24 protein-coding genes, 1 tRNA gene and 1 pseudogene are annotated in these 25,382 nt (G+C 68.1%); 12 read left to right on the forward strand and 14 right to left on the reverse strand.

The window, feature by feature from the left end; genetic code table 11:
- Positions 1–3: 3 nt before the first annotated feature.
- From KNN16_RS14015 to KNN16_RS14060, 10 genes and pseudogenes are all read right to left on the reverse strand, one after another.
- Complete coding sequence (locus tag KNN16_RS14015) at positions 4–492, reverse strand: hypothetical protein (protein WP_303897707.1); 489 nt, start codon at positions 490–492, stop codon at positions 4–6.
- Positions 489–3,086 (reverse strand): RHS repeat-associated core domain-containing protein, encoded by a 2,598-nt coding sequence (locus tag KNN16_RS14020; RefSeq protein WP_303897709.1) that lies wholly within the window; start codon positions 3,084–3,086, stop codon positions 489–491. Before KNN16_RS14020 ends, KNN16_RS14015 begins: the two co-directional genes overlap by 4 nt.
- The gene (locus tag KNN16_RS14025) at positions 3,070–6,330 is read right to left on the reverse strand and encodes a hypothetical protein (protein ID WP_303897711.1); all 3,261 of its coding nucleotides are present in this window, start codon (positions 6,328–6,330) and stop codon (positions 3,070–3,072) included. Before KNN16_RS14025 ends, KNN16_RS14020 begins: the two co-directional genes overlap by 17 nt.
- A 56-nt stretch (positions 6,331–6,386) precedes the next feature.
- Positions 6,387–6,974, reverse strand: a complete 588-nt coding sequence (gene hpt / locus KNN16_RS14030) for a hypoxanthine phosphoribosyltransferase (protein ID WP_303897713.1) — start codon at positions 6,972–6,974, stop codon at positions 6,387–6,389.
- A 30-nt stretch (positions 6,975–7,004) separates the two neighbouring features.
- Positions 7,005–7,595 (reverse strand): thymidine kinase, encoded by a 591-nt coding sequence (locus KNN16_RS14035; protein ID WP_088569852.1) that lies wholly within the window; start codon positions 7,593–7,595, stop codon positions 7,005–7,007.
- Positions 7,596–7,853: 258 nt separating this feature from the next.
- Positions 7,854–8,060: pseudogene (gene rpmE / locus KNN16_RS14040) on the reverse strand (50S ribosomal protein L31); the annotation flags it as partial.
- Positions 8,057–8,353 carry a 50S ribosomal protein L27 gene (gene rpmA, locus KNN16_RS14045; RefSeq protein ID WP_299283670.1) on the reverse strand — a complete coding sequence of 99 codons (297 nt, stop codon included), beginning with the start codon at positions 8,351–8,353 and terminating at the stop codon, positions 8,057–8,059. The pseudogene rpmE and the gene rpmA, both read right to left, overlap by 4 nt.
- A gap of 12 nt (positions 8,354–8,365) precedes the next feature.
- Entirely contained in the window at positions 8,366–8,698 is a 333-nt protein-coding gene (gene rplU / locus KNN16_RS14050) for a 50S ribosomal protein L21 (protein WP_088569849.1), read from the reverse strand.
- A gap of 70 nt (positions 8,699–8,768) precedes the next feature.
- Positions 8,769–8,843: transfer RNA gene (locus tag KNN16_RS14055), tRNA-Gln, on the reverse strand.
- 38 nt (positions 8,844–8,881) lie between these two features.
- The gene (locus KNN16_RS14060; protein WP_299283667.1) at positions 8,882–9,688 is read right to left on the reverse strand and encodes an inositol monophosphatase family protein; all 807 of its coding nucleotides are present in this window, start codon (positions 9,686–9,688) and stop codon (positions 8,882–8,884) included.
- A 238-nt stretch (positions 9,689–9,926) separates the two neighbouring features.
- Between KNN16_RS14060 and KNN16_RS14065 the strand changes: the two genes are divergently transcribed.
- From KNN16_RS14065 to KNN16_RS14075, 3 genes are read left to right on the forward strand one after another with little or no spacing between them, the layout of a single operon-like run.
- Entirely contained in the window at positions 9,927–11,357 is a 1,431-nt protein-coding gene (locus KNN16_RS14065) for an O-antigen ligase family protein (protein WP_303897717.1), read from the forward strand.
- Positions 11,358–11,359: 2 nt separating this feature from the next.
- Positions 11,360–13,528, forward strand: a complete 2,169-nt coding sequence (locus KNN16_RS14070; protein ID WP_303897718.1) for a HAMP domain-containing sensor histidine kinase — start codon at positions 11,360–11,362, stop codon at positions 13,526–13,528.
- Positions 13,529–13,551: 23 nt separating this feature from the next.
- A complete protein-coding gene (locus KNN16_RS14075) occupies positions 13,552–14,283 on the forward strand; it encodes a LysM peptidoglycan-binding domain-containing protein (RefSeq protein ID WP_303897720.1) in 732 nt (243 codons plus the stop codon).
- Between the two features lie 89 nt (positions 14,284–14,372).
- On the opposite strand, the gene KNN16_RS14080 is transcribed toward KNN16_RS14075, so the two are convergent.
- Positions 14,373–14,627 carry a hypothetical protein gene (locus KNN16_RS14080; protein ID WP_303897722.1) on the reverse strand — a complete coding sequence of 85 codons (255 nt, stop codon included), beginning with the start codon at positions 14,625–14,627 and terminating at the stop codon, positions 14,373–14,375.
- A gap of 280 nt (positions 14,628–14,907) precedes the next feature.
- On the opposite strand from KNN16_RS14080, the gene KNN16_RS14085 reads away from it, so the two are divergent.
- The 7 genes from KNN16_RS14085 (at position 14,908) to KNN16_RS14115 (ending at position 21,471) form a co-directional block, all read left to right on the forward strand.
- Entirely contained in the window at positions 14,908–15,903 is a 996-nt protein-coding gene (locus KNN16_RS14085; RefSeq protein WP_299283657.1) for a lysylphosphatidylglycerol synthase transmembrane domain-containing protein, read from the forward strand.
- A gap of 123 nt (positions 15,904–16,026) precedes the next feature.
- Complete coding sequence (locus KNN16_RS14090; RefSeq protein ID WP_303897724.1) at positions 16,027–17,046, forward strand: SDR family NAD(P)-dependent oxidoreductase; 1,020 nt, start codon at positions 16,027–16,029, stop codon at positions 17,044–17,046.
- Positions 17,043–18,215, forward strand: a complete 1,173-nt coding sequence (locus tag KNN16_RS14095) for a glycosyltransferase family 4 protein (protein WP_303897725.1) — start codon at positions 17,043–17,045, stop codon at positions 18,213–18,215. Before KNN16_RS14090 ends, KNN16_RS14095 begins: the two co-directional genes overlap by 4 nt.
- 2 nt (positions 18,216–18,217) lie before the next feature.
- Entirely contained in the window at positions 18,218–18,520 is a 303-nt protein-coding gene (locus tag KNN16_RS14100; RefSeq protein ID WP_303897727.1) for a hypothetical protein, read from the forward strand.
- Between the two features lie 25 nt (positions 18,521–18,545).
- Entirely contained in the window at positions 18,546–18,668 is a 123-nt protein-coding gene (locus tag KNN16_RS14105) for a hypothetical protein (protein ID WP_303897728.1), read from the forward strand.
- A gap of 42 nt (positions 18,669–18,710) precedes the next feature.
- Complete coding sequence (locus tag KNN16_RS14110) at positions 18,711–19,502, forward strand: class I SAM-dependent methyltransferase (protein ID WP_303897730.1); 792 nt, start codon at positions 18,711–18,713, stop codon at positions 19,500–19,502.
- A 4-nt stretch (positions 19,503–19,506) separates the two neighbouring features.
- Complete coding sequence (locus KNN16_RS14115) at positions 19,507–21,471, forward strand: hypothetical protein (protein WP_303897732.1); 1,965 nt, start codon at positions 19,507–19,509, stop codon at positions 21,469–21,471.
- 51 nt (positions 21,472–21,522) lie between these two features.
- On the opposite strand, the gene KNN16_RS14120 is transcribed toward KNN16_RS14115, so the two are convergent.
- The 3 genes from KNN16_RS14120 to KNN16_RS14130 form a co-directional block, all read right to left on the reverse strand.
- Positions 21,523–22,038 (reverse strand): hypothetical protein, encoded by a 516-nt coding sequence (locus KNN16_RS14120; RefSeq protein WP_303897734.1) that lies wholly within the window; start codon positions 22,036–22,038, stop codon positions 21,523–21,525.
- A gap of 497 nt (positions 22,039–22,535) precedes the next feature.
- Positions 22,536–22,790: a hypothetical protein gene (locus tag KNN16_RS14125; protein WP_299286934.1), complete on the reverse strand. Its 255-nt coding sequence runs from the start codon at positions 22,788–22,790 to the stop codon at positions 22,536–22,538.
- Complete coding sequence (locus KNN16_RS14130) at positions 22,790–23,467, reverse strand: helix-turn-helix transcriptional regulator (RefSeq protein WP_303897736.1); 678 nt, start codon at positions 23,465–23,467, stop codon at positions 22,790–22,792. Before KNN16_RS14130 ends, KNN16_RS14125 begins: the two co-directional genes overlap by 1 nt.
- 112 nt (positions 23,468–23,579) lie before the next feature.
- On the opposite strand from KNN16_RS14130, the gene KNN16_RS14135 reads away from it, so the two are divergent.
- Both KNN16_RS14135 and KNN16_RS14140 read left to right on the forward strand, forming a co-directional pair.
- Complete coding sequence (locus tag KNN16_RS14135) at positions 23,580–24,479, forward strand: decaprenyl-phosphate phosphoribosyltransferase (protein ID WP_299286928.1); 900 nt, start codon at positions 23,580–23,582, stop codon at positions 24,477–24,479.
- A gap of 155 nt (positions 24,480–24,634) precedes the next feature.
- Entirely contained in the window at positions 24,635–25,378 is a 744-nt protein-coding gene (locus tag KNN16_RS14140) for a CoA-binding protein (protein WP_303897739.1), read from the forward strand.
- Positions 25,379–25,382: the final 4 nt, after the last annotated feature.

The raw sequence follows: 25,382 nt of genomic DNA on the forward strand, positions 1-25,382 counted from the left end.
TTGTTAAGGTGCATCTTCCTCCCATAACTCCGGAATGGAGCAGATGTCTTCCCAGATCACCTGCACCACCTCCTCCAGCGGCGTGCCCGGAGGAAATTCTCGTGTCTTTTTCGGATCGTAGAGAAATGCTCCACCACTCGTCGCTGGACCTGACATCTCTACGATAATCTTTTCCTCTAAAAAAGATATGCCATAGGTGCGGGCTTTTTTAGCAAATGAGCGCCAGCTTTTAAAACCTGCTGCTTTTGCCACTGGGGGAACACCTTTACGCTTGAAAGCTTTCTGCAAATCCGGCACCTCAATATGAGGGTTGCCTTCTTCTATCTTCCTCCGAACTGCTTCGACAAGACCTGCGAGACCCTCAGATGTCAAATCCACTACTAAGACCGGTTCGCGTGCAAAATATAAACGGTGTTTTTCATCACGATAGAGGGTAGGAAGATAAGCTTTTCCGGAGCGAGCCGTTATATCTATCTCAACACGCTGCTTCATCGTGTAACCTCCAAGATAATTTTTAACATCACATTTCTCTCAGCAGCAAATTGCTTCAATGCGTGTAACAACTCCCATTGCTTTTCATTTCCTCCAGATATCACTAACCAAAGCTCACGAATCTTAATATCTTGCGCTCGAATAATCACTTGTTCTGATTCTTTTCCGTAACTTGCACCCCTAAATTCCGCTAATTTTTTAATATATTCTTGCACAGCTTGCTGAAGTTGCTTAAGGTCTTGATAACGCTGCGCCCCTAGATCTAGAGTCTTGAGACTGACGACCCTTCCTTCCTCAGGGATCCAATAATCCACCACTGGAAACCGCTCTGGCAAATTTTGCCCAAAGAGTCGATGAAGCATTTGCCCCCGTTGCAGCGGAGGCAGATCCCATACCCGCCTGGCCACCTCCGCCGCCGCCCGGACTTCATTGGTGCAATCCGCATCGGCACAGGCGGCCTGAACCGCACCCCCCGCCGCGCTCCCACCCGCCAGGAGGGCGCTTCCCCCTTCCCAGGCCAGCATCCCCAGCCCCACCAGCAATGCCCCGTGGGCCGCCCCCACCACGGCAATATAGCCCCCAGCCAGCAGTTTCTGCTCCCAGGTGGCCTGGGGGTGCTGGACGATGGTGAGGGCCAAATCCAGGTTGCCGCAGGTGACCCCGTATCCGGGGAGGCCCCGGACGAAACTCACCGGTCCCCAGCAATGGCCGGTGGGGTCCACATACCGCAAAGGGTTCAACCGGGCATAGGCATAGCGGTTCAGGCTGGACGGATCGCCCGCCTGAGGCACCAGCGGATCCGGCTGCAGGAAGCGGCCCAGGGCCGGGTCATAGAAGCGCGCCCGGTAATCATACAAGCCCAGATTCGCCTCCCACCGCTGGCCGGTGAAGCGGCGGTCGGTGGGCCAAACCCCGGTCTCCAGCCGGATGGCGCCATACGGGAGATACCGGGTCACGCCCGCCGGGCTTCCGCCCTGCGCCAGCACCGTGACGCTGCCCAGATGGTCCCCCACCGTGGCGTAGACCGCGCTTCCCTCCCGCACCGCCACCGTCTCGCCGCCCAGGCGGTAGACCTTCCGCACCACCCCGCCCCGGATCTCGTAGCCGTCGTCCACCACCACCGTGCGGAGGCCCCCCACCTCCCGCACGACCCGGTTCCCTTCGGGGTCATACCGGAAGGAAGCCACCCGCTCGGCGCCCCGCCAGACCTCCTTCAAGCGGTTCTCGGGGTCGTAGACGTAGCGCCATTCCACCCCGCCCACGGTGCGGGTCACCACGTTCCCGTTCCCATCATACCCCAGCGTCGTCCCATCGCTCACCGAGACCAGCTTCCACGAACGCCCGCGGTCGCTTCCGGCCCAGGCCGCATGCCAGGCCTCGTCCAGGCAGCGGACGGTGCGGCTTTTCGCCACCAGGGGGAGGTAGACCCGGTAAGGCCCCGGCGGGACAGTCGGCGGGGCGGGATCCCCATAGTCGTAAACCCAGGCCTGGGCCCCCTCCGTCCGCCGCAACCACCGCCCCCCTTCATCCAGGGTCCAGGTCCCGCTCACCGGCCCGCTCATCCCGGTGAGGCGGTCCAGCTCATCATAGGCAAAGGCCCAAACCTCCGACCACACCGTGTCCGTGATCCGCCAAACGTTGCCGGCCGGGTCGTAGGCGTAGCCCAGGTCCAGCCCCGGCCCCTGGATCCAGACCACCCGCAAGGTGCGGGGGTCGTAGGCGCGCTGGAGGAGGCCGCCCCCGAACAGGGTGAGGTTCGTGAGCTGGCCCGCGGCATTGTAGGCGGCGTTCCCGGCATAGAGGCTCCATCCAGTGAGGGCCGTGGGCCAGCCGTGCGGACCATAGGCCACCGTGAGGACCTCGCCGTCGGGGTCCACCCGCTGCGCCAGGCGGTCCATTGCGTCGTAGGCGAAGCGCTGGAGGTAGGTCTGGCCGTCCACGGTGAGGGTGGCGGTGAGGACGCGGCCCCGGGCGTCGTAGGCCCAGGTCCGCTGGATCCCCTCGGCGGTCCAGGCCCGGGTCTTGCGCCCGAGGGAGGCCCCATACCCGGGCTCATCGTAAGCGAAGCCCACGGCATACCCCGAAGGCCCCGGGTCCGGCGGGGGAACGTAAGCGGCGCCATCCGGGACGTTCGGGGTGTAGGTTTTCCCTTTCAGCCGGTTGAGGGGGTCGTAGTAGAAGTTCACCGCCCAGCCCCGGGCGTCCACCTGGGCGATGAGGTTGCCGGCCGCATCATAGCGGTAGAACCAGGTGCCCATCGCGGGGTCGTCCATCCGCACCTTGCGGCCCAACGGGTCGTAGGCGATGCGGATCCGGTTGCCCAGGGGATCCCGGACATCGGTGAGGCGGTCCAGGGCATTGTAGCGATAGCGGGCCACCGCCAGGGGCTCCGCCGAAAGGGTGGGGGAGGAGAAGGTTCCTTTGAAGGCGTAGACTTCGGCCAGGCGGCCCAGGCCGTCGGCGCACCGCAGGGCCTGATGGCCGTTGGGATCCAGGGCCAGCACCCCGCCATCGGCGTAGGCGTAGCGGGTGACGCTCCCATCGGGGGCGGTGACCGTGAGGGGACGGCCCAACGCGTCATACGTGGTGCGCACCCGGGGGGCGTTGGGGTCTGGATCCCGGATAAGGGGTGACCACTTTCCCGTCCGGGGTGGTGGCGTAGGTGTATTGAGGGACGAAATACGGCAGGCTCTCCTCGGCGGCCCGGCCCAGGGCGTCGTAGCGGGTATACTGGACGATCTCCTGGCCCCCTCCCGAGCAGGTCCATCCCGGGCCAGGGGTCTGGCGCTCCACCCGCCGCCCCAGGCCGTCGTAGTAAAGCCGCTCCCAGAAGGCCAGCCCGCCCCCGCACCAGGGGACTCCAGGCGTTCCCCGCACCAGCCGCACGACCATCAGGGGCCAGCGGTTCGTGAAGGGACGGTCCACACCGTCGTAGTAAAGCCACTCCTCGGTGGGGAAGTCCCAGGTGTCCCCCGGCCGCACCACCGTCCGCAGCCGCCCGAAGGGATCGTAGGTGTAGGCCGTGGAAGCCCCGTTGGGGTCCACCTCCCGCTTCAAAGCCCCCACCGGCCCCCGCCCGGCGCCCGGGTCGCTCTCGTTCACCCCGTAGTGTTCATAGCGGGTGGTGTGCCCCAGGGGATTGCGTTCCCACACCCGGTAGACGCCGCTCGGATCATAGCCGAACGTCGTGGTAAAGCCCCGGGCGTCGGTGAGGACGGTGGGGTTGCCATAGACGTCGTAGGCGGCCTGCTCTCTCACCCAGCCCCAGCCTTCCTTGCCCCGATCCACCCGGGTGAGGAGGCCTTTCGTGGGTGGGGTGGTGAAGGAGGCGGCGCCGTCGTAGAAGAAGCGGGTTTCGGTCTGCAGGGCCGCCCCGCCGGTATCCTCGGAGATCCCCTCGTAGACCCGCTCCCAGGCGACTTTGTCCAGGATCCAGGCCGAGGTGTTGTAGGCATATCCCCGGTGCGTGGTGCGCTCGTCCCCGGCCACATCCAGGAAGCCGTGCTCGAAGACCGCCGTGACGTTCCCGTAGCCGTCGTAGCGCCATTCGGTGCGTGTAGTGCGGCCATCGGTCGTGGCGTCCTGGCGCTGGAGGAAGACGAAATGCGCCCCGCCCAGGGTGGGGGAAATACCGTAAGTGGAGGCAATGGCCTGAAGGACCTGCCCATTGGGGCTTCGGATCTGATGCTCCCGCGGTCGCCCCCGAACCGGCCAGGGGTCGTTCGTGGGGCCTTCAGGGAGCGCGAAGCGGGTCCACTCCACCCGCTGGGGATTCCCATTCCGGTCCTGAAAGGTCACGGTCACTTCCCGGTAGCCCAGGAAGGGGCCGCCGGTGGGGCCGGTGAAGCCATCCGGCCAGGTGCAGCCGGTCTGGTCCTCGCCCCAGAAGAGATAGCACCGCCCCCGGCTGTCGCCGCTGTAGGCGTAGGCCTCCTGCCAGCCCCCGCCCAGGCCGTCGGTGACCTGCCGCCACGCCACCCGGTAGTTCTTGGCCTGCCAGTGGCCCCCATCCGGCGTCTCGTAGCCCACCTCGATAACGCCCCCGTAGCCGTTGTCGATCCGGGTCAGACGGGGGTAGAAAAAGCGGGCCTGGTCCCACTCGCTGCAGGGCTGGGCGAAGACGTTGCACCAGTCCTTATTGGGATACCCGGTGTAGCCGAAGGTGAAGGGCGGCAGGGCTTTCCAGGCATTGCCCTCGGGGGCCCATTCCTGGATCGCCGTCAGGATCCGCAGGCGCTTGTTCGTCTCATCCTCGGGGATGAAGGTCCCGTAGGTGAAGCGGATCTCCCGCACCACAGCCCACGTCCCATCCCCCCGCCGCCGCTCCAGCACGACCTTCTGCACGGCGTCCGTCTGCCAGAAAATGGCCGCCATCCCCGCCGCGGCGAAGTCCCATCGGTAGGCCGGGGCCCCGAAGCCGTCGTGGGGTCCGTTGCCATTCCAGCGCCGGTCCCAGAGGACCCGCACCCGGGTTCCCGGATATTCCATCTGGGTGAAATAGCTCGCCCGCTCGGAGTTCGGGTCGTCCCCGTGGCAGCCTTCGTTCGGGCCGAGGAAGCCCGCCGCCCGGAAGAGGTCGCACTGCTGGGCCAGGGTCTGCTCGGCGTAGGAGAAGGTCACCGTGACCCCGGTAGGATGCACGATCTCCTTCACCCGCCAGCGGACGGTGGCCGCCCCCGTCGTCCAGCCGCTGCCGGTCCACGGCCCGATGGACCCCCGCAGGGTCTGGCGGCTGTCAGGGGTGGTCCCCAGGCGGTAGCGGGTGCCGTCCCGGAGCGTCACCTCCCACCACCCGTTCTCCGGCCCCGGCTGCCATTCGATGCGCCAGAACCGCTCGTCCTCGGTGCGGAAGCGATAGGTCGCGCTCCCCGGCCCGAGATACTGAGCGCGATCGGGCAGCGGGGCCTCCGGCACCAGCTTCACCGCCTCCCCGTTCACCACCAGCAGCGGCACGGCGTCCCAGCACAGGTAGAAGTTCGCGCCGTCAAAGCACCGCCGCACGTTGCGCCACAGCACCTCGGCCACCTCCAGGCTCCAGCCCCAGCCCACCCCGTCCGACTGCGCCCAGGTCAGCACCCCGTCCAGCCGGCGGCTGTTATAGGCGAGGCGCAGATCCGGCCGGATGCCCCCCGGGCCCGGCGGGAGGTCGAGGGGATATGCCCACACCAGACCCCCCGAGAAGCGATCCACCCGGGCGTCGTGGAAATTCAGCACCCAGCCGCTCTCCTTCACCCCCTGGGTGCCGGCCCCGAACACCGACAGGTGGTCGGTGGGGAAGGCCACCACCCCCGCCGCCTCATCCAGGAGGGTGGGGGTGAGGGTCTGCCACCCCTGCCGCTTCTCGTCCCAGTGTCCCACCCAGGGCCGCAGCCAATCCGGGCGGGCGGCCCAGTTCACCAGGTCCCCCAGCCGCAGGGTCACCGTGAGGGGGGCGGCGAAGCGGGCAAGGGGCGCCCCCCGGGCATCCACGGCGGTCAGATCGAAGGCCAGGGCCAGGCCGGCCTGGCCGGCCCCCAGGCGGCGCTGCTCCCGCACGGCCAGACGCAGGCGGGCGAGGGGGACCCGGTCGGGGACCTCCACGGTGATCCGGCCGTTGAGGAAGGCCACCGGGGCGCCAGGGACGACGGGCCGTTCCTCCGGTGGAGGCAGGGGCAGAGGCAGGGGCGCGGACGGCGGAGTGGGGGAAGGCGGAGGCAGCGGGCTCTGGAAGACCGGCGCAGCCTGCCGGGAGGCGGGCTCGGGGAAAACCGGGGCAGGGGCTCTCGGAGGAAGCACGAAGGGTTGGCCCAGCAGACTCACGAGGGTCAGCACAAGCACCGGGCGCGGCCACCGACCCATCTCCCACCTCCGTGGAACAAGCTCTTACGGTCTTTGTGCTAACGTGGATTTTGTAGTCAGGTCAAACCTTCCGTCAAAGCGTCGGCCTTCAGCACGGCGATGAAGGGGATGTTCCGGAACTTCTCGTCCAGGTCCAGGCCGTAGCCGAAGACGAAGACGTTGGGGATCTCGAACCCCACGTAATCCAGGGGGACCTGGATCTCGCGCCGCGCTCGCTTGTCCAGCAGCGCGCAGACCCGGAGGGTGGCAGGGTTCCGCGTCCACAACAGCCGCAGGATGTGATCGAGGGTGCGCCCGCTGTCCACGATGTCCTCCACGATGAGGACATGGCGCCCCTCGATGTTGGTCTGGAGGTCCATCAGGATGCGCACCACCCCGGTAGATTGCCGGGCGCCGATCCCATAGCTGGTGATGGCCATGAAATCGATCTCATGGGGAACGGTGATGTGGCGCATGAGGTCGGTGAGGAACATCACGCCGCCCTTGAGCACGCAAACCAGCACCAGATCCTTGCCCGCGTAGTCCCGGGAGATCTGAGCGCCCAGCTCCGCGATACGACGTTGCAGAACATCCGCCGGGATCAGGATGCGGTCGATCAGGTGCTCACATCCCCAGCTCGAGGGGGACTCCACCGGCGTCTCCATACCTCCCGCCTCCCCCGTCCCGTTCGAGCCCTACGGGGTTTCCGTCGCCTCCCGGGGGACCACATGGCAGCGCCGGCAGCGGGCCTCGTAGGTCTCGCTGCCACCCACCAGGATCACCGGGTCGTCGTAGCGGGCAGGCCGCCCGTTGATCAGCCGCTGGGTGCGCGTCGCCGGCGCCCCGCACACCACACAGATGGCGTGCAGCTTGTCCACCTGATCCGCCTGAGCCATGAGCAACGGCATCGGCCCGAAGGGCTCCCCACGGAAATCCATATCCAGCCCGGCCACGATCACCCGGATCCCTCGCTCCGCCAGGGCCTGAACCACATCGGCGATCTCCCAGTCGAAGAACTGCGCCTCATCGATCCCCACCACCGTCGTCCCCGGCTGAAGATGGTCCAGGATCGCCCGGGCGTGCGGCACCGGGATGGCCTCGATATCCAGGCCGTTGTGGGAGCGAACTCTCTCCAGGCCGTAGCGGGTGTCGATCAGGGGTTTGAAAACCTGGACCTGCTGGCGGGCGATCTGGGCGCGGCGGAGCCGGCGGATGAGCTCCTCGGTCTTGCCGCTGAACATACACCCGCTGATCACCTCCACCCAGCCCGCGCGGGCCTTCTCCATCCTTCGCCTCCTTGGGATCAGACGGGACGCCGCCTCTGCTCCCGTAGGCGGCGGCGTCGGGCCTAAGCCGATAATGAAGTTCGGCTTACCAAAAAGCGATGCGAGCGGGTCTGAAGGACCCGCCCGCACGCTCGTTCAGGATGCTTCCTCTTCTCCCTCGAGGCGCTCGAGGATCTCCTCCGGCTCCTCGACCACCTCGATCACCGCCTGTTTGCGCTTGCGGCGCTGGGCGCGCTCCGCCCGGGCCTTCAGGTAGGCCTCGTCCCGGGCGCTCAGGCGCCGCATGAAGCGGTCCACCTGCCCCTCTTTGTCAACGATCCGCTGCTCCCCGGTGAAGAAGGGATGGCACTTGGAGCACACGTCCGTCCGGATCACCGGCACGGTGGCTCCGGTGGTCCAGGTGTTGCCGCAGGCGCAGATCACCTGGGCGTTGGGATACCAGGTCGGGTGAATGCCCGGCTTCATCCGTCACCTCCGTTCGGGGACGCGCCGTCGGGTTGGACCGGATGGGGATACACGCTCACCCGCTTGCGCCCTCCGCGCCCTATCTCGAAGCGGACGTAACCGTCGATGAGCGCGAAGAGGGTGTAATCCCGGCCCATCCCCACGTTCTTGCCGGGATAGATGCGGGTGCCGCACTGGCGGACCAGGATGTTGCCGGCCCGCACGAACTGGCCGTCGAACCGCTTGACCCCGCGGCGCTTGGATTCGCTGTCACGGCCGTTGCGGCTGGCACCGCCGCCCTTCTTGTGCGCCATCGTCGCCTCCTTTCACGCCGAGGCCGGTACGCCGGCCTCTACCGCGTCGATCTGCAAAAGGGTGTAGGTCTGCCGGTGGCCCTGCTTGCGCCGGTAGCGCTTGGCCCCCGGGCGATATTTGAACACAATGATCTTCTCTCCCTTCACGTGGCCCAGCACAGTCGCCCGGACCCGAGCCTGGGGGACGACCGGACGGCCGATCTGCACCCCCTCGCCCTCCCCGACCATGAGGACGCGGTCGATCTCCAGGGACGCGCCCGGAGGGAGGTCGAGCTTTTCCACCTGGATCCGATCGCCGGCCTTCACGCGATACTGATGTCCGCCGATCTCAATGACTGCGAACACGGAGCGCCTCCCGCGTGGTCTGGCAACGGATGAAGAAAGGGCCGCGCGGAGCGGCCCTTTCCTGCCGGACTGGCTGCGGGGGGAGGACTCGAACCTCCATACCCGGATCCAGAGTCCGGTGTGTTGCCCCTTACACCACCCCGCAGGGCCGTCCTTCATTTTACACGGAGCCTTCCCCTTCGGTCAAGCGCCGGCGCGCGCAGCAGCCAGGGCCTTCAGGAGCTCCTCGTGGATGCGACCGTTGGTGGCCACGATGTCCGTGGCCAGGGGAGGCAACGGGTCCCCGGTGGGGGTGGTCACCCGCCCCCCCGCCTCCTCCACCAGCAGAGCCCCGGCGGCCAGGTCCCACGGGCTCAGCCGGAACTCCCAGTATCCGTCCAGTCGCCCTGCCGCCACCGCCGCCAGATCCAGGGCGGCGGAGCCAACCCGCAACACCCCATGGCAGCGTTTGAGCAGGGCGACGAACTCCCGGGTGTTGTCGAAGGGCGACTCCTGCCGGTCATAGGGGAACCCGGTCACCAGCAACGCCGCCTCCAGCCGGGAGGTCCGGCTGACCCGGATGGGCCGTCCGTTCAGGAAGGCTCCCTCCCCTCGCCGGGCGGCGAACAGCTCGTCCCGCATCACGTCGTAAACCACGCCCAGCACCCGCTGCCCTTCATGGAGCAACGCGATGGAAACCGAGAAAACCGGGAACCCGTGGGCGAAGTTCGTGGTCCCATCCAGCGGATCCACCACCCAGAGCCAGGGAGAGTCCTGGAGGATCTCCCCGCTCTCTTCGGACAGCAGGTGATGGTCCGGGAACGCCTCGCGGATGCGGGAGATCAGAACCCGCTCAGCGGCGAGGTCCGCTTCGGTCACGAGATCGATCTCCCCCTTGTAAATGATCTCCAGGCCGCGCCGGAAGTGCCAGCGGAGGACCCGGCCGGCCTCCACAGCGGCTTCTACGGCCACCTGATAGGCATGATGAAGGGTGACGGTGAAGGCGTCCATGTGTGCCTCCTTCCGGAAATGTCCCTCCGTTCGAGGCCCGAGGGAGCTCTCTTCGCGTTCCCTGTGAAGGAGCCCACGAGGATTATAATTGCAGGCGTCCCCGCCATCAGGGCCTTCGCCGGGATCGCGGGACGGAAACAGGTTCTGGGGGACAAAGGGGCCTGGCGCTCCGGCGCGCGGACGCCGAGGAACGGAGGATCGGTTGCAGGCGCGGCTTCGTTCTTTCCCGATGCAGAGAATGGGAATGCTGGCCCTGGGCCTGGCGATGGCCTGGGCGCTGGGATGGGGGATCGCCACCGGGGGGCCGATCCTGGCGCTGGGAGGGCTGCTCGGCGCCTTCCTGGTCCTGGGCGTCCTGAGCTCCATCGACCTGGCCTTCTTCCTGGTTTTCGCGGTGATCTTCCTGCTCCCCTTCGCCACCTTCCCGGTCCGCCTGGGCTTCACCCCCACCTGGCTGGACCTGGCGGTCATGGGCTGGTTGCTGAGCGGGCTGGCCTGGTGGGCCGCCGGGCGGACGGCGGCCCTGGAGGGGACGGCCCTGGCCTTCCCGGTGCTGGCCTTCATGGGGACCACGCTGGTGACCTTTCTGGCGGGGCTGGGCCATGCCTCCCTGACCCAGACGGTGGCCCGGCGGTTCGCTGAGTTCCTGCTCTCCATCGCCTCGTTCTTCTGGGTGGTCACCCTCGTTCGGGATCCGACGCGGCTGGCCCGGCTGGTCCGATGGATCCTCGGGCTGGGATTCCTGGCGGCCCTCGTGGCGGTCGTCCTCTATGCGCTCCCCGATGCCCGGGCGGAGGATTGGCTGCTGCGGCTGCGGCCGCTGGGCTACTATCCGGAGGGCGGCCCGGTCCTGCGCTACATCCTGGATGATCCGCAGCAGCCGGAGCGGGCCATCGGGACGGCGGTGGACCCCAACCTGCTGGGGGCGACGCTGTCTACCCTGATCGCCTTGGCCTTCCCGCAGGCCTTCGCCCGGCGGCCGGTGTGGCCCCGGCCGCTCCTCTTGATGTTCCTGGGGACGATGGCAGTGGCGCTGTTGCTGACGTTCTCCCGGGGCTCGTTCATCGGGGCGGCGGCGGCCCTCCTGGCCCTCAGCCTCCTGCGCTACCGCCGTGCGCTCCCGTTCCTGCTCATCCTCCTGGTGGGAGTGCTGTTGCTTCCCGCAACCCGGGACTACACGCTGCATCTTCTGGCCGGGTTGCGCGGGGAAGACCTGGCCACCCGCATGCGGTTCGGGGAGTATCGGGATGCCCTTACCCTGATCTCCCGCTATCCGCTGTTCGGCGTCGGGTTCGCCGGGGTGCCGGATGTGGATCTCTACATCAAGGTGGCCAGCATTTACCTGCTGGTGGCGGTGCAGATGGGGCTGGTCGGGCTGGGGATTTTCCTGCTGGTCATCGGGGTGCTGTTCGTCGCCGCCTGGAGGGCCCGGCGGGGGGTCCGGCGTCGGCCCGAGCTGGAGCCGCTCTGGCTGGGCCTCCACGGGGCGGTGCTCGCCGCGCTGGTCAGCGGGATCTTCGATCATCACTTCGTGAACTTCGATTTCCACCACATGGTGCAGTGGTTCTGGCTGATGATCGGCCTCGCCATGGCCGCCACCCGGATGGCCCAGCAAGAAGCCGGAGGGAGCCCTCCGGGCGAAGGATCCGGAGCATCCTCCGGGGGATAGATATGGAAGGGATCCAGGCGCTGATGCGCGGGCTGACGGAGGCCTCCGCCTCCCTGTTCTACCATCTCCTCGTGGGCCTGGCCCTGGAGGGCCTGCTCCTGATGGCCCTCGACCTCCGGCGCCGGTCCGGCAGGGGCGGGCTCGCGGATCGCCTGATGGTGGCCGCTGGCCTGGGCCTGATGGGCCGCCTGATCCTGTTCGGGGCGGCCTTCGGGGAGACGCGGGGGTTGCCTCCGGGGACGCTCCTGCCGCCTCTGGAGCGGGCGGTGGATCTGGCGACCTGGGGATGGCTGGGCTGGGCCATGGCCGGCGCGGGGCCCGGGCTCTGGGCGCCGGCCCTCCATACGGTGCTGGTCCTGGGCGCTTATGGGGCAACGGCGCCGGCTTGGTGGAGCATCGCCCTCCAGGATCCCACGGCCGTCTACGTCACCACCCCTCCGGAGCGGGCATGGACCCTGTGGGCGCTGGGGCTCAACCTGGCCATCGGAGGGCTGCTGCTCTCCCAGCGCCCGCGGAGGTTCCCCACCTCCGGGGCCCTGGGCTTCTCCCTCCTCGCCCTGGGGGCGCTGCTGCAGCTGAACGCCCCGCTCCTGGGAACCCATCTTTCCCCATGGATCCGCCTGGGCGCCCTCGCCGCGTATCCGCTCTGGCTGGCGGGGACCTATCAGCTTGCCCTGGATGCGGCGTGGGGGCGCCCTTCGGCGATGCGGCAGGCCGCATCCGCGTGGCCGGCCTGGACGGCAAGCCTGCTCCAGGCCCTTCAGGATCGGGAGGTCTCGGATCCTTTCCGGGAAGCCCTCCGGATGGCACGGGAATGGCTCGGCGCGCGCTGGACGGGGATCGGGCTCTTGCAGGAGGACCACCTGGTCTTCATCGCCCGGGAGGGGGAGAACCTGCCCCGCGCCGGCTCGGACCTCGTCCTGACGCTGTCGGAATACCCGCGCTGTCAGGAGGCGATCGATCAACGTCGGGGGGACTTCATGACCCCGGCGGATCAAGCCGGAGAGGCCTTCCTCCGCCTCTGGCAGGCCTTCGGGATGGAGCGCATCGGCTCCCTGCAGGTGGAGCCCCTCGTCGTTTCGGATCAGGTTCTGGGCCTCTGGCTGATCGGCTATCCCCCGGAGGCCGGGAAAAGCCGTCCCCCGGATCCCGGGCTGGCCCGGGAGATGGCCGGAGCGCTGGCCCGGACGCTGCGCCTGTTCCGGGAGTGGGAGCGCCTGACGCGCCTGGAGGCGGCGCTGCAGGCCCTGGAGCAGGAGCGCCAGGAGGCCATCCGGCAGCTGGAGGCCCGGCTGGAGGAAGAGCGCCGGTCGCTGCAGCGGGAAATCCATCGCTGGGCCACCCGGGCGGCGGAGGCGGAAGAGGAGCGGGAGCGCTGGCGGCGCCGGGCGGAGGAGCTGGCCCAGCTGCTGGAGGCCCGGGCCGCCCTGCCGGTGGCGGCCGCCTCGGTTAAGGAAACTCCCTCTGGATCCGGGGAGGAGCGAGATGGGCTGGTCCTGGCCCTCCTCCAGGAGCTGCGCACGCCGCTCACTGCCATCCTGGGCTATACAGATCTGCTCCTGGGCGAAGCGGTGGGGATCCTGGGCGCCACCCAGCGGCAGTTCCTGCTGCGGATCCGGGCCAACATCGAGCGCATGGCGGGGCTGATCCGGGAGACCCTGCAGATCGCCGCCCTGGAGGCCGGATCCTACCGGCTGGAGCCCGGCCCGCTGCGCTTGGAGGAGGTCCGAGACGAGGCCCTCCAGCAGTTGCAGCCGGTGCTCCAGGAGCGGGGCCTCCGGGTGGAGCTGGAGTGGCCGGAGGATCTGCCTCCGGTGCGGCTGGACCGGGATGCAGGGCAGCAGATCCTCTATCATCTCTTGAACAATGCGGCCCTCTGCAGCCGTCCGGGCACGGCCATCGTCCTGCGGGCCCGCCGCAACCCCAGCATCCCCGACGTGCTCTTCCTGAGCGTGCGGGATACGGGGGGAGGGATCCCGGTGGAGGAGATCCCCCGGGTTTTCGTCCCACGCTATCGGGCGACGACGCCGCTGATCCCCGGGGTGGGGGATAGCATCGGCCTCTCCATCGCGCGGGCCCTGGTGGAGGCCAGCGGGGGGCGGATCTGGGTGGAAAGCGAGCCGGGGGTGGGAAGCACCTTCACCGTCGTGCTGCCCCTGGCCGTCTCCTGAGGACTGTGGCAAGGAAAGAAACAATGCGGACGTTGCTGGCGCTGCTCGGGCTGGGGATTCTGATCCTGGGGGCCCTGGGGATGGCGGTGGTGGAGGGCCGGCTGCGCCCGGCGGCCGTTCCCCGGGCCACCCGTCCCGCCGCGCCTTCTCTCCCAGAGGGGAGAACCGCCACCCCCACCGAGGAGGGGCTGGTGGAGACGGTGGAGACACCGCCCCCCTCGCCCGCGTTCTCCCCTGTCCCGGCCTCCCCCTCCCCAACGCCGTCCGGGACGCCGGGGGAGGCCCCTATGCCGACCCTCTCCGTAACCCCCACGGGGACCGGGACGCCGAGGGCTCCGTGCCGGCCGCCGGCGGACTGGATCCCCTATCGGGTGCAGCCGGGGGACACGGCCTACCGGCTGGCGACCCTGGCGGGGATCTCCGTCTCGCGCTTCCTGGAGGCCAACTGCCTGCGGCATCCGGCCCTTTTCATCGGGCAACGGGTCTATCTGCCGGTTCGCCTGCCCACCCCGACCCCGAACCCCACGCCATGCGGGCCTCCCGCGGATTGGGTGCTCTACACTGTGCAACCCGGGGAGACCCTCTACCGGCTGTCCGTGCGCTTCGGGGTTCCCCTCTCCGACCTGATGCAGGCGAACTGCCTGACCACGCTGTCCTTGAGCGCCGGGCAACGCCTCTACGTCCCTCCCCCGCCGACGCCGACCGGGACGCCGGATGTCACCCCTGCGCCCTCTCCCACCCCCACGGCCCCCTGAGGACCTGACCGACTTCCGGGGAAAAGACAGGCGGGCATGCCGGGAGCCGGCATGCCCGCCCGAAGGGAGGATGGGAACGCAGGCTCCGGCTACTTCCGGGCCGTCTTCTTGGTGGTCTTCTTGGCCGTCTTCTTGGCTGCGGCCTTCTTCGCGGGTTTCTTGGCCGCCGCCTTCTTCGCCGTCTTCTTGGCCGCGGCCTTCTTGGCAGGCTTCTTGGCCGCAGGCTTGCGGGCCGGCTTGGCCGGAGCGGGGGCCGGAGGCGGGGCCATCTCCTCCGCAGGCGCCTCGGGGGCAGGCGCCGCCGCGCCTTCCATCTCCTGGTAGTAGACCCATTTGCCGACCATCGCTCGCTCCTTTCTGCAAGAGTTGGGACAGATGCCGATGGATCCACCCTCACGCCCATTGTAGGAGAGCGATGCAAATTTAGGCAAGCCTAAATTTGATCCGGATGCGATGGACACGCCGATGGAGGACGGATCAGGGCGTCTGCGCCCTTCCGGTGAGCGGAGGAGATCGCGGAACGGGCCCTCCCGGTTTATCATTGGGAGCCACGGGATCGGAGGGCCGCCCCGGCCGGCTCGCTCCCTGACGGCCGGCGGATCTTGGGCGTTCGGAGGTGTTTCGATGGGTCGCTGGCGATGGGTGCTGGGGCTGATGATCGGGGCCCTCGCGCTCTACGGGGCGGTGCGAGGGCTGGATCTCCCCACGCTCTGGGCCACGCTGCGCGCGGGGAACTACGGATGGATGCTCCCGGCCCTGCTCGCCCTGATCCTGAGCGTGGCGGCCCGGACCGCCCGCTGGCGGATCCTGCTGAACGCGCCTCCGGGGGTGTCCTTCCTCCGCCTCTGGAACATCCTGAACGCCGGCTACCTGGTCACCCACGTTCTCCCCTTCCGGATGGGGGAGCTCGCGCGGGTCCTCCTGCTGGCCCGCTTCCCCCAGACCCCGGCCGGCCTGGTGGCGATGTCGATCGTCGTGGAGCACGTGCTGGATCTGGGGGTGGTGCTGGCCCTGACCGGGGTGGCCCTGGCCCTCCAGCCGGGAGCCCGCGGGCTGGGGCTTCTGAGCCACGCCGGGCCGGTGCTCACCCTGGGCGCGCTGGGAGGGCTCCTCCTCGGGGCCTTCCGGCCCCAGTGGGCCCGGCGGCTCACGGACGCCCTCACCCGGCCGCTTCCCCGGCCGCTTCAGGGCCGGCTGCGCCGGGAGGCGGAGGCGGCCCTGCGGGGACTGGAGGTCCTCCGGACCCCCCGGGCTCTGGCCGCCGCCTCAGGCTGGTCCCTGGTGGCGTGGCTGGCGACGGCCGCTCATCTCTACGCGGTCATGGGGGTTTTCCTGGAGACCCCGGATGGGTGGGTGGCTTTGCTGACGATGAGCGCCCTGACCTTCGGGATGCTGGTGCCCTCCACCCCCGGCTACATCGGGGTGGTGCAGGGGATCACGGTCTGGGTGATGGGGGAATTCGGGATCCCGCAGGCCACGGCCTTTAGCATCTCGGTCGCCTCCCACGGGCTGATCTATGGGGTCCTCTCCACCCTCGGGGCCCTCGGCCTGTGGCTGGAGACCGGGCAGGTAGGGCTCGGGTTCCTGCGGCGGGCGGAGGGGGAGAGGGTGGACCGCTGAAAAGAGGCAGGGGCCCGGCCCCTCATGGCCCCTTCCGGTTTACAGGCTGAGGAATAAAATATCCCGCGGCATGCTCGACTTCGGGCGTGCTTCGGGATCCTCAACGCGCTCAGGAGGTCGGAAATGCCCCCCTCGGCCCTGATCACCGGCGGCGCGGGCTTCATCGGATCGAACCTGGCGGACGCCCTGGCCTCGGACGGCTGGGTGGTCTGGATCTTCGATCTGCTGGCCCGGCCCGGCGTGGAGCGGAACCTGGCCTGGCTCCAGGAACGGCACGGCGGGCGCATCCGCTTCATCCGGGGCGACGTCCGGGACTTCCCGGCGGTGGCGGAGGCGGTGCGGCAGGCGGAGGTGGTCTTCCATCTGGCCGCCCAGGTGGCGGTCACCACCTCCCTGATCGATCCCCGCACGGATTTCGAGATCAACGCCCTGGGCACCCTCAACGTCCTGGAGGCCGCCCGCCAGGCCCGCCATCGCCCCATCGTGCTGTATACCTCCACCAACAAGGTCTACGGGGCCATGGAGGAGGTGCCGGTGGTGGAGGAGGCCACCCGTTACCGATATGCGGACCGCCCCTTCGGGATCGATGAGCGTCAGCCCCTGGACTTCCACTCCCCCTACGGCTGCTCCAAGGGGGCGGCCGATCAGTATGTGCGGGATTACGCCCGCATCTACGGCCTCCCCACCGTGGTGTTCCGCATGTCCTGTATTTACGGCCCCCGCCAGTTCGGGACGGAGGATCAGGGGTGGGTGGCCCATTTCGTGATCTCCGCCATGACCGGGCGGCCGATCACGATCTACGGGGATGGGAAGCAGGTGCGGGACCTTCTCTTCGTCACGGACCTGGTGGCCGCCATGCGGGCGGCGGTGGAGCGGATCGATCGGACGGCGGGGCAGGTTTACAACATCGGAGGTGGTCCCGAGCACACCCTCTCGGTCTGGCATGAGTTCGCCCCCCTGCTCGCGGAGATCCTGGGCCGTCCCCTGGATCCTCCCGCCTTTGGGCCCTGGCGGCCGGGGGATCAGAAGGTGTATGTCAGCGATATCCGCAAGGCGATGCGGGACCTGGACTGGCGGCCTCAGGTGGGGGTGCGGGAGGGGCTGACCCGGCTGGCGGAGTGGGTGCGGGAGAACCTTCGATGAAGATCCTGGTCGCGCTCACCTATTACCGTCCCCATATCAGCGGTCTGACGATCTATGTGGAGCGGGCGGCCCGGGCCCTGGCGGCCCGGGGTCACGAAGTCCTGGTGTTGACCTCCCGGTATGACCGCCGTCTTCCTCTCGAGGAGGTGCGGGACGGCGTGCGGATCCGGCGGGTGCCGGTGCTGATGCGGGTGAGCAAGGGGGTGATCATGCCCACCATCGGATGGTGGGCGACCCGCCTGGCCCGCTGGGCGGACGTCCTCTGGCTGCATCTGCCCCAGTTCGACGCCGCCGGCATCGCCCTGCGCGGGCGCCTGTTCCACAAGCCCGTCGTCCTGACCTATCACTGCGACGTGACCCTTCCCCCGGGATGGCTGAACCGGGTGGCCAACCAGGTGGTCCACCTTATGGATCACCTGGCGGCCCGCCTCGCCGATGTCATCGTGAGCTATACGGAGGATTACGCCCGCCATTCCCCCTATCTTTCCCGTTATCTCGCCAAGGTGCGGGTGATCCCCCCGCCGGTGGAGATCCCGGTTCCGGATCCGGAGCGGGTGGCGGCCTTCCGGGCCCGCTGGGGGCTGGAGGGACATGTGGTCATCGGGATGGCCGCTCGCCTGGCGGCGGAGAAAGGGGTGGAGTATCTCCTGGAAGCCCTCCCCCATATCCTGGCGGTCTATCCGAACGCCCGCGTGCTCTTCGCCGGGCCTTACCGGAACGTCCTGGGGGAGGAGGCCTACGCCCGCCGGCTGGCGCCCCTCTTTGAGCGCTACCGGGACCACTGGACCTTCGTGGGGGTGCTGGAGCCGGAGGAGATGGCGGCCTTCTACGCCAGCTGCGACGTGGTGGTGCTTCCCAGCTGGAACGCCACCGAGTCCTTCGGCCTGGTGCAGGTGGAGGCGATGCTGTGCGGAACCCCGGTGGTGGCCAGCGATCTGCCGGGGGTGCGGGTGCCGACGCAGACGACAGGGATGGGGTTGACCTTCCCCCCGCGGGACAGCCGGGCGCTGGCCCAGGCGATCCTGCGGGTGCTGGCGGAGCGCCCGGCCTTCTGCCGGCCCCGGGAGTGGGTGGCCCAGCACTATAATACGGAGCGAACCGCCGCCGCTTATGAGGCGCTTTTCGAGGAGCTGCGGGCGTCCCGGGACCGGAGGAAGAAAGGAGATTGAAAATGGCGATCCGCGGGCTGTTTGTTCGGAATTTCCGTTCGATCGAGCGTGTAGATTGTAGATCTGGAGCTCGCACCTACCACAGCGAGGCGTTCCTGGGCGCCCTTCTGGCTCAGGTGGCCCGGGGCGCGCTCCGGCCTGCGGATCTGGCGTGTTATTTCGTGGAACGAAAGGACGGCGTTTCGGTCTTCACGCGTCAGCATGTGAACGAGCGCGGCCAGATCGAAGGGGGGTTGCGGACGTTTGTGGAGGCGGAGCTGGAGGATCTCCGTGTCTTCCTCGGTGTGCCCGAGGCCTCCGAATGAGAACGACCTCTCAGGAGAAGCCGCGATGCCCTCCCGCCTCATCCTCCTGGACGAATGGCTGTTCTCTCATCTCCAGGGTGAGGAGGGAAGCGAGCCCCAGCGACAGGCTCAAGAGATCCTTCCCAAAAGTTTAAGCATAGGGATCTGAGGCGTTCGTCCGCTCGTATCTCACCCGTCTGGACGGATCGTGATGGCCCCCGATTTCCTCTGGCTCCATTTGAAGGAGGTGCCTGCCTTCCGGGCGCTGCTGCGGGCGGTGGAGGCCCGGTTCTACCAGAGCCTGGAGATGCCGGAGCCGGTCCTGGATCTGGGCTGCGGGGACGGGCACTTCGCCTCCGTGGCCTTCCCGGGGAAGGCGTGGGTCGGGCTGGACCCCGAATGGGGGCCTCTGAAGGAGGCCGCCGCCCGCCGGGCCTACCGGTGGGTGGTGCAGGCCGATGGCGCCCGCATGCCCTTCCCCTCGTCCTTCTTCGGGACCGTGGTCAGCAACTCGGTCCTGGAGCATATCCCTCCGGTGGAGGCCGTCCTGGCGGAGGTGGCCCGGGTGCTGCGGCCGGGAGGCTTCTTCCTGTTCTGCTCGCCCAGCCATCGCTTTGTCGAGTTCCTCTCGCTCTATCGGCTGCTGCGCCGGCTGCGGCTGCCATGGGCTGCGGAGGCCTACGGCCGGCTCTTCAACCGCATCTCCCGTCACCATCATTGCGATGCCCCCGAGGTCTGGGCGGCCCGGCTGGAGCGGGCCGGCCTGCGCCCCCTCCGCTGGTGGTTCTATTTCTCCCCGGGCGCCACGGCCTTGCTGGAGTGGGGCCACCCGTATGGGCTGCCTTCCCTGATCTACAAAAAGCTCCTCGGCCGTTGGATCCTCGCCCCTTGGCGGTGGAGCCTGCGGCCGGTGGAGCGGATCCTGCGGCCGTTCTACGAGGAGCCCCCGGGCCCGGAGGGCGCGTATTTCTTTATGATCGCGCGAAAAGAGGGAGGCGGATAGCCCCATGGCCCGGCGGATCGCGAGCGCGCTGGCTTTCCTCTTCGCGGGCCTTCTGGCCATGTTCGCGCAGGGACTGCTGGACGCCAGCCCCCGGGAAGCTCCGGACCCGCGGGCGTTCGGGGTTTATGCGGGGGCGCTGGCCCTGTTCCTCTGGGCCCTTCGGCAGGAGCCAGCCTGGCTGGAGGGGGAACGTCCCAGCGTCTCAACTCCCAGCCCCTCGCCTTCCGGTCGCCCCTTCTGGGCCGTCCTGAGCCTGGGGCTGGCCGCGCTGGCTTTCCTTGAGTCCGGCGGCAACCGTTTCCGGCTCCCCGGGGTGATCGCGTGGGGGCTGGCGGTGGCGGCCTGGCTGGCCGCGTGGTGGGACGCGCCGCTCCCACGATGGCCCCGGGAGGGGCTGCGGGTGCATGGGTGGCATCTGCTGCTCCTGCTCGTCCTGGGGCTCGGGATCGGCTTCCGCTACTGGGATCTCTGGAACCTTCCCCTGGATGTGAACAGCGACCACGCCGAGAAGCTCCTCGACGTGCGGGACGTCCTGAACGGGGAGTATCGGATCTTTTTTCCCCGGAACACCGGGCGGGAGGCCTTCCAGTTTTATCTGGCGGCGGCGACAATCCGGCTCTTCGGGATGCCGCTGCATAAGTTCACCCTCCAGGTGGGGACGGCCTTCATCGGGGTCCTGCTCCTGCCCGCCCTCTATCTGCTCGGCGCGGCCCTGTGGGGGCGGCATGGGGGGCTGTGGACGATGTTCCTGGGGGCTGTGGCCTCCTGGGCGGTGATCCCGTCCCGGGTGGGGTTGCGCTACCCCTTCCTGCCCACCTTCGCCGCCTGGTCCCTGGCCTTCCTCATCCGGGGGCTGCGCTCCGGCCGTCGGGCGGACTTCCTGGGGATGGGATGGTTCCTGGGGATCGGCCTGTATGGCTACTCCCCCTTTCGGGGGATGATCGCTGCGCTCCCGGCCGCCTTCCTGCTCGTGTGGGGGATCCGTCGGGGCTGGCGGACCGCCGAAGGGTGGCGCCAGATGCGGGATTTCATCCTTGGCATGCTCACGGCCCTCCCGGTCCTGGCCCCCATGCTCCGCTTCATCGTGGAGTCCCCCGAGGTGTTCTTCTATCGCCTGATGACCCGGGTCTCCACCTGGGAGAAGCCCCTCGAGGGGGATCCGCTGTGGATCCTTCTCGATAACCTGCGGCGGGCGCTGTTGATGTTCCACTGGACGGGCGACGAGGTGTATGTGGCGACGATTCCCCTGCGGCCGATGCTGGATCCCGTGATGGGAGCCCTGCTGGTCCTGGGTGGAGCGGCTGCGTTCGGGTGGATGATCCGCCGACGGGATCCCGTCCCCCTGGCGGCGCTGGCAGCCGGTTTCGTGATGCTCTTCCCCTCGGCGTATAACCTCTCATTCCCGCGGGAGAATCCCAGCACGGTGCGGGCGGCCGGCGCCCTGCCTTCCGTCCTCGCCCTCGCCGCGCTGGTCCCGGCGATGTGGACCGCATGGTGGGGCCGCGCGGGCGCGCGGCGATGGCTGGGGTGGGGGATCGCCGGGCTGCTGGCGTTGGCGTTGATCCGCCTGAACGCCGCACGTGTTTTTGAGACATACGCGCAGTCCTACTGCCACCATGTTCTCAACGCTTCGGATGCGGCGGAGATCCTGCGCGGCTTCTATGTGGGGGGCGGCCCGCCCACGAACGCCTTCTACGTGGCCTATCCTTACTGGTTCGATTCGCGGCTGATCGGGATGTGGCTGGGGGATCTGGACTGGCCCTACACGGTCTGGTATGAGGATCTGCCCCAGGTGGTGGCCCGGCATCGCCGGCTGCCGGGCCCCAAGCTGTATCTGGTGCATCCGGAGGACGAGGCCACCCGGGCCGTCCTGCAGGCGGCGTATCCCCGGGGGTGGTGGGCGTGGCGGCCGCGCACCCGCTGCGACGGCCTGGGGATCCGGGTGTTCCACGTTCCACCGGATTCATGAAGCCGAGGGGGGCGCAGTCGCGCCCCCCTCCGTGAGGCTGGACGAAACGGCTCAGGCCGGCCGCCGCTGCAGGGTCAGCTCCTCCACCGGCTGGAGGATGACGCCGATCCAGAAGCCCAGCAGCATCAGCTGCGAGAAGAACATCACCAGGTTAATCCCCGAGGTGGAGGGGCTGGTATGGCCGGCGGCCAGGCCGAAGAAGGCGTTCATGGTCATCCCGCCCAGCAGGGCGATGGCCACCAGGATCCCGGCGACCCGGCGCAGGACGCCGTTCAGGCGATGGGCCAGGAACAGCAAGTAGAGGGCGCCGGCGATCAGGCCCAGGCCGGCCAGCAACTCGCCCCACTGGACCAGGTTGCCGAACAGCGTCGCATTGGCCGTGGCCGGGCCGGTGAGGAAGGACTTCATCCAGGGATACGGGTTCTTCTCGGCGAAGCGGGCCAGGGTCTGAGGCAGAGCCTTCACAAACCCGCCGCCGGTCTCCAGCTTCTCCAGACCGCCGCGCAGCCACTCATAGCCCAGGACGATCTGGATGAGCAGCAACCAGATGCGCGCCATGCGCTCCATCGCCGACCTCCTTTGGAAGGATCTTTCCGCTTCTCACTCTAAGCGGAAGGTCGGAGGCCCGGTAGAGGCGCGCGTCCCGATTTTCCCGGGACATGTGTCCCGGAACTCCCGGGACCTATCGGGGCCGCAGGAGCTGCGGTCCGAGGCGAAAGCCCCTCCTACGTAAGCCGAAATTCATTTCGGCCTCCTCCCGTGGGCGCAGCTTTCGCCGCGGCCTTGCGGGATCGAAGGAGGGTTCGGGGTGAAAGCTCCTCCTGCAGAAAAATCGATTCTTGTAGGAGCGGCTTCAGCCGCGATCCTTGCAGGGTCGAAGACCGAGGTTTGGGGCCGTAGGGGCGGCTTTAGCCGCGACTTGTGGCATCGAAGACGGGAAGTTCGGAGCTAAAGCCCCTCCTACCAGAAACCATCTTTTTGTAGGAGCGGCTTTAGCCGCGACCTTTGTGTCATCGAAGACGGAGGTTCGGAGTTATCGGAGCGGCTTCAGCCGCGACCTTCGCTCAGCGGCGGGGGAGGGGGAGGGAAGTGAGCCCCAGCAGGAGGAGCGCCCCCAGGAGCCCGGGGAGGACGGCGGTGGTCCCAAGCTGACCGAAGCCCGGGGCCAGGAGGCGCCCGGCCGCGTGGCCCAGGATCATCCCCAGGCACCCGAGGATCAGATCCCCGATCAAACGGCGGGCCCCGCCGCCGGCCAGGACGTGTCGGATCAGCCCGGCCCCCACGCCGAGGAAGAGGAGCAGAACAGGGGTGGTCCACATCACAGGGTGATCTCCAGCAGATCTTCGGCGATGTGCCGGAGCCGATCCGCGGGCAGCTCCGACAGGCGCATGGCCAGGCGCAGATAGGGCAGGTGCACAGGAGCGGTCACGAAGGCCCGCACCTCCGGCGGGAGCGCGCGGAACCCTTCGATCTGATCCAGCAGGATGGCGGCCTGCCCGATGGGACTCTCCGCGTCCCGCAAGTCGGCCAGGGAAAGCCCCAGATGGGCCGCCAGGCGTTCCAGTTCCACCAGGGGGATCGGGCGCTCGCCGGATTCGTAGGCGCGGAGCCGCCGGGGGGTGCATCCCAGGGCGGCGGCCACCTCCCGCAGGCTCTTCCCCGCAGCCTCCCGGGCCTGGCGCAGGATCAGCCCGATGACCCGGTGCCGGAGGGCGATGAACTCCGGAGCCGCCTCCGCTATCTCCTCCTCCGGCGATGCGTTCCGCTGATCCGGTTCCAGGAGGGCGGAGAGGGGCGTCTGGAAAAACCAGGCCAGGACCTCCAGCTCCGGCAGGGTGGGATCCTGCCGCCCGGCCTCGTAGGCCCGATAGCGCGCAGGGGAGATCCCCAGCAGGGCGGCGCAGGCCTGGACCGTGCGGCCGGCCCGCTCCCGGGCCTGCCGCAGGGCGATCCCGACGATCTTCCGGCGCAACGTCAAACGTTCTTGTTCGTCCATCGGCAGACGATCCTCACAGGATCCCCCGGGCGTTCGACGGGGCAATTCGACCTTTGCTCGATATTATAATGGGAAAGGCAGGGATCCAGATGAGAGGAGGGGAAGCTGTCGGATGAAAGCCCTCGTCTGGCCACGGGGCCGCACGCTGGCCGCGCTGGCCCGTTCCATGCGGCCGCGCCAGTGGATCAAGAATGTGTTCATCTTCGCCCCGCTGGTGTTCGATGAGAAACTGCTCCGCCCGGAGCCCCTGGGGCGCACCGTCGCCGGCTTCCTGATCCTGTGCCTGCTCTCCGGCGCGGTTTACCTCTTTAACGACCTCCAGGATCTGGAAAGAGACCGGCAGCACCCGCGCAAGCGGAACCGTCCCCTGGCTGCGGGGGAGCTGGATCCTCGGGTAGCGTGGGGGGCGACCCTGCTCATCCCCCTCGGGCTGGCCTATCCGGCCCTCGCCCTGGACCCCCTCTTCGCCCTCCTCGCCTACGTCTACTGGGGGCTTAACCTGGCCTACTCCCTCTGGCTGAAGCATCAGGTGATCCTGGATGTGCTGGCCCTGGCCAGCGGCTACGTGCTGCGGGTCGCCGCGGGCGTGCCCCTGGTTCAGGTGGAACGGTTCTCCCCCTGGCTTTATCTGTGCACGCTGCTTCTGGCCCTTTTCATCGGCTTCGCCAAGCGACGCCAGGAGATCATCCTGCTCGGCGAGAACGCCCGCAACCACCGGGCGATCCTGGAGGAATACACCGTCCGCTTCCTGGACGAGATGATGGGCGTGGTGATGGCCGCCACCATCGTGGCCTATTCCCTTTACACCTTTTCCGCCCCCAACCTTCCTTCCAACCACGCCATGATGTTGACCATCCCCTTCGTGCTGTATGGGATCTTCCGCTATCTCTATCTCATTCACGTCCGAGGGGAGACCGCGCCGCCGGACGAGCTGGTTTTGAAAGACCTCCCCCTTCTGCTCACCGTGATCCTCTGGGGGGTGACGGCGATCCTGATCCTCTACCTGATGTAGCCGGAAGCGAGCCCGGGAAACGCTGAGGTCTCCTCGGATCCCCGGAAGGGACTGCGCAGGAAAGTGATAAAATTGGGAAAGGTGTTTCCCGGAATCGCCTGCGCCCTCCAGAGAGGCCCCGGCTGCGGATGGTCGACCCGGCGATGGAGGCGCCCATGGAACACGTGACGCAGGAAGGGACGCCGCGCATTCGTTCCCTGCAGGCCACCCCGATGCCGGACGGGCGCCGGGTGGTGGTGGAGCTGGAGCTGGAGTTCGCGCCCTCCCCTCATCGCCCGGATCTGGAGCTCATCCTTTACAACGCCCGGGGAGAGGAGGTCCACTCCATGGCGGTCATGGAGGTGATGGAGCTCCGGCCGGCGTATGTGCTGCACCTGCGGCAGCCGGATCCTGGGGCGCCTTACCGGGTGGAAGCCCGGCTCCTCGCCGGGGATCGCGTGCTGGATCGCCAGGAAACGACGGTGCGCATCCCGGAGCCGATCACCGTCCAGGACGACGAGACCCTGCGCCGCATCCTCCGGGAGGCGCGCGTGATCGCCGTGGTGGGCCTCTCCGCGGATCCCGAACGGCCCAGCCATCAGGTGGCTTCGTATCTCCAGCGCCAGGGCTATCGGATCATCCCCGTGAACCCCACGATCCCGGAGGTCCTGGGGGAGCCCTCCTACCCGGATCTCCTCTCCGTCCCCGAACCGGTGGACGTGGTGGACGTTTTCCGGCCGGCCCGTTACGTCCCGGAGATCGTGGAGCAGGCCATCGCCAAAGGGGCGAAGGTGATCTGGATGCAGCTGGGGGTGATCCATTTCGAGGCCGCCCAGCGCGCCCGGGAGGCAGGCCTGCTGGTGGTGATGGACCGCTGTATGAAGATCGAGCATCAGCGCCTGTTGCGGACGGGAGCGTGAGCCG

Origin of the sequence: Thermoflexus hugenholtzii (assembly GCF_018771565.1) — a bacterium.
Lineage (GTDB): Bacteria > Chloroflexota > Anaerolineae > Thermoflexales > Thermoflexaceae > Thermoflexus > Thermoflexus hugenholtzii_A.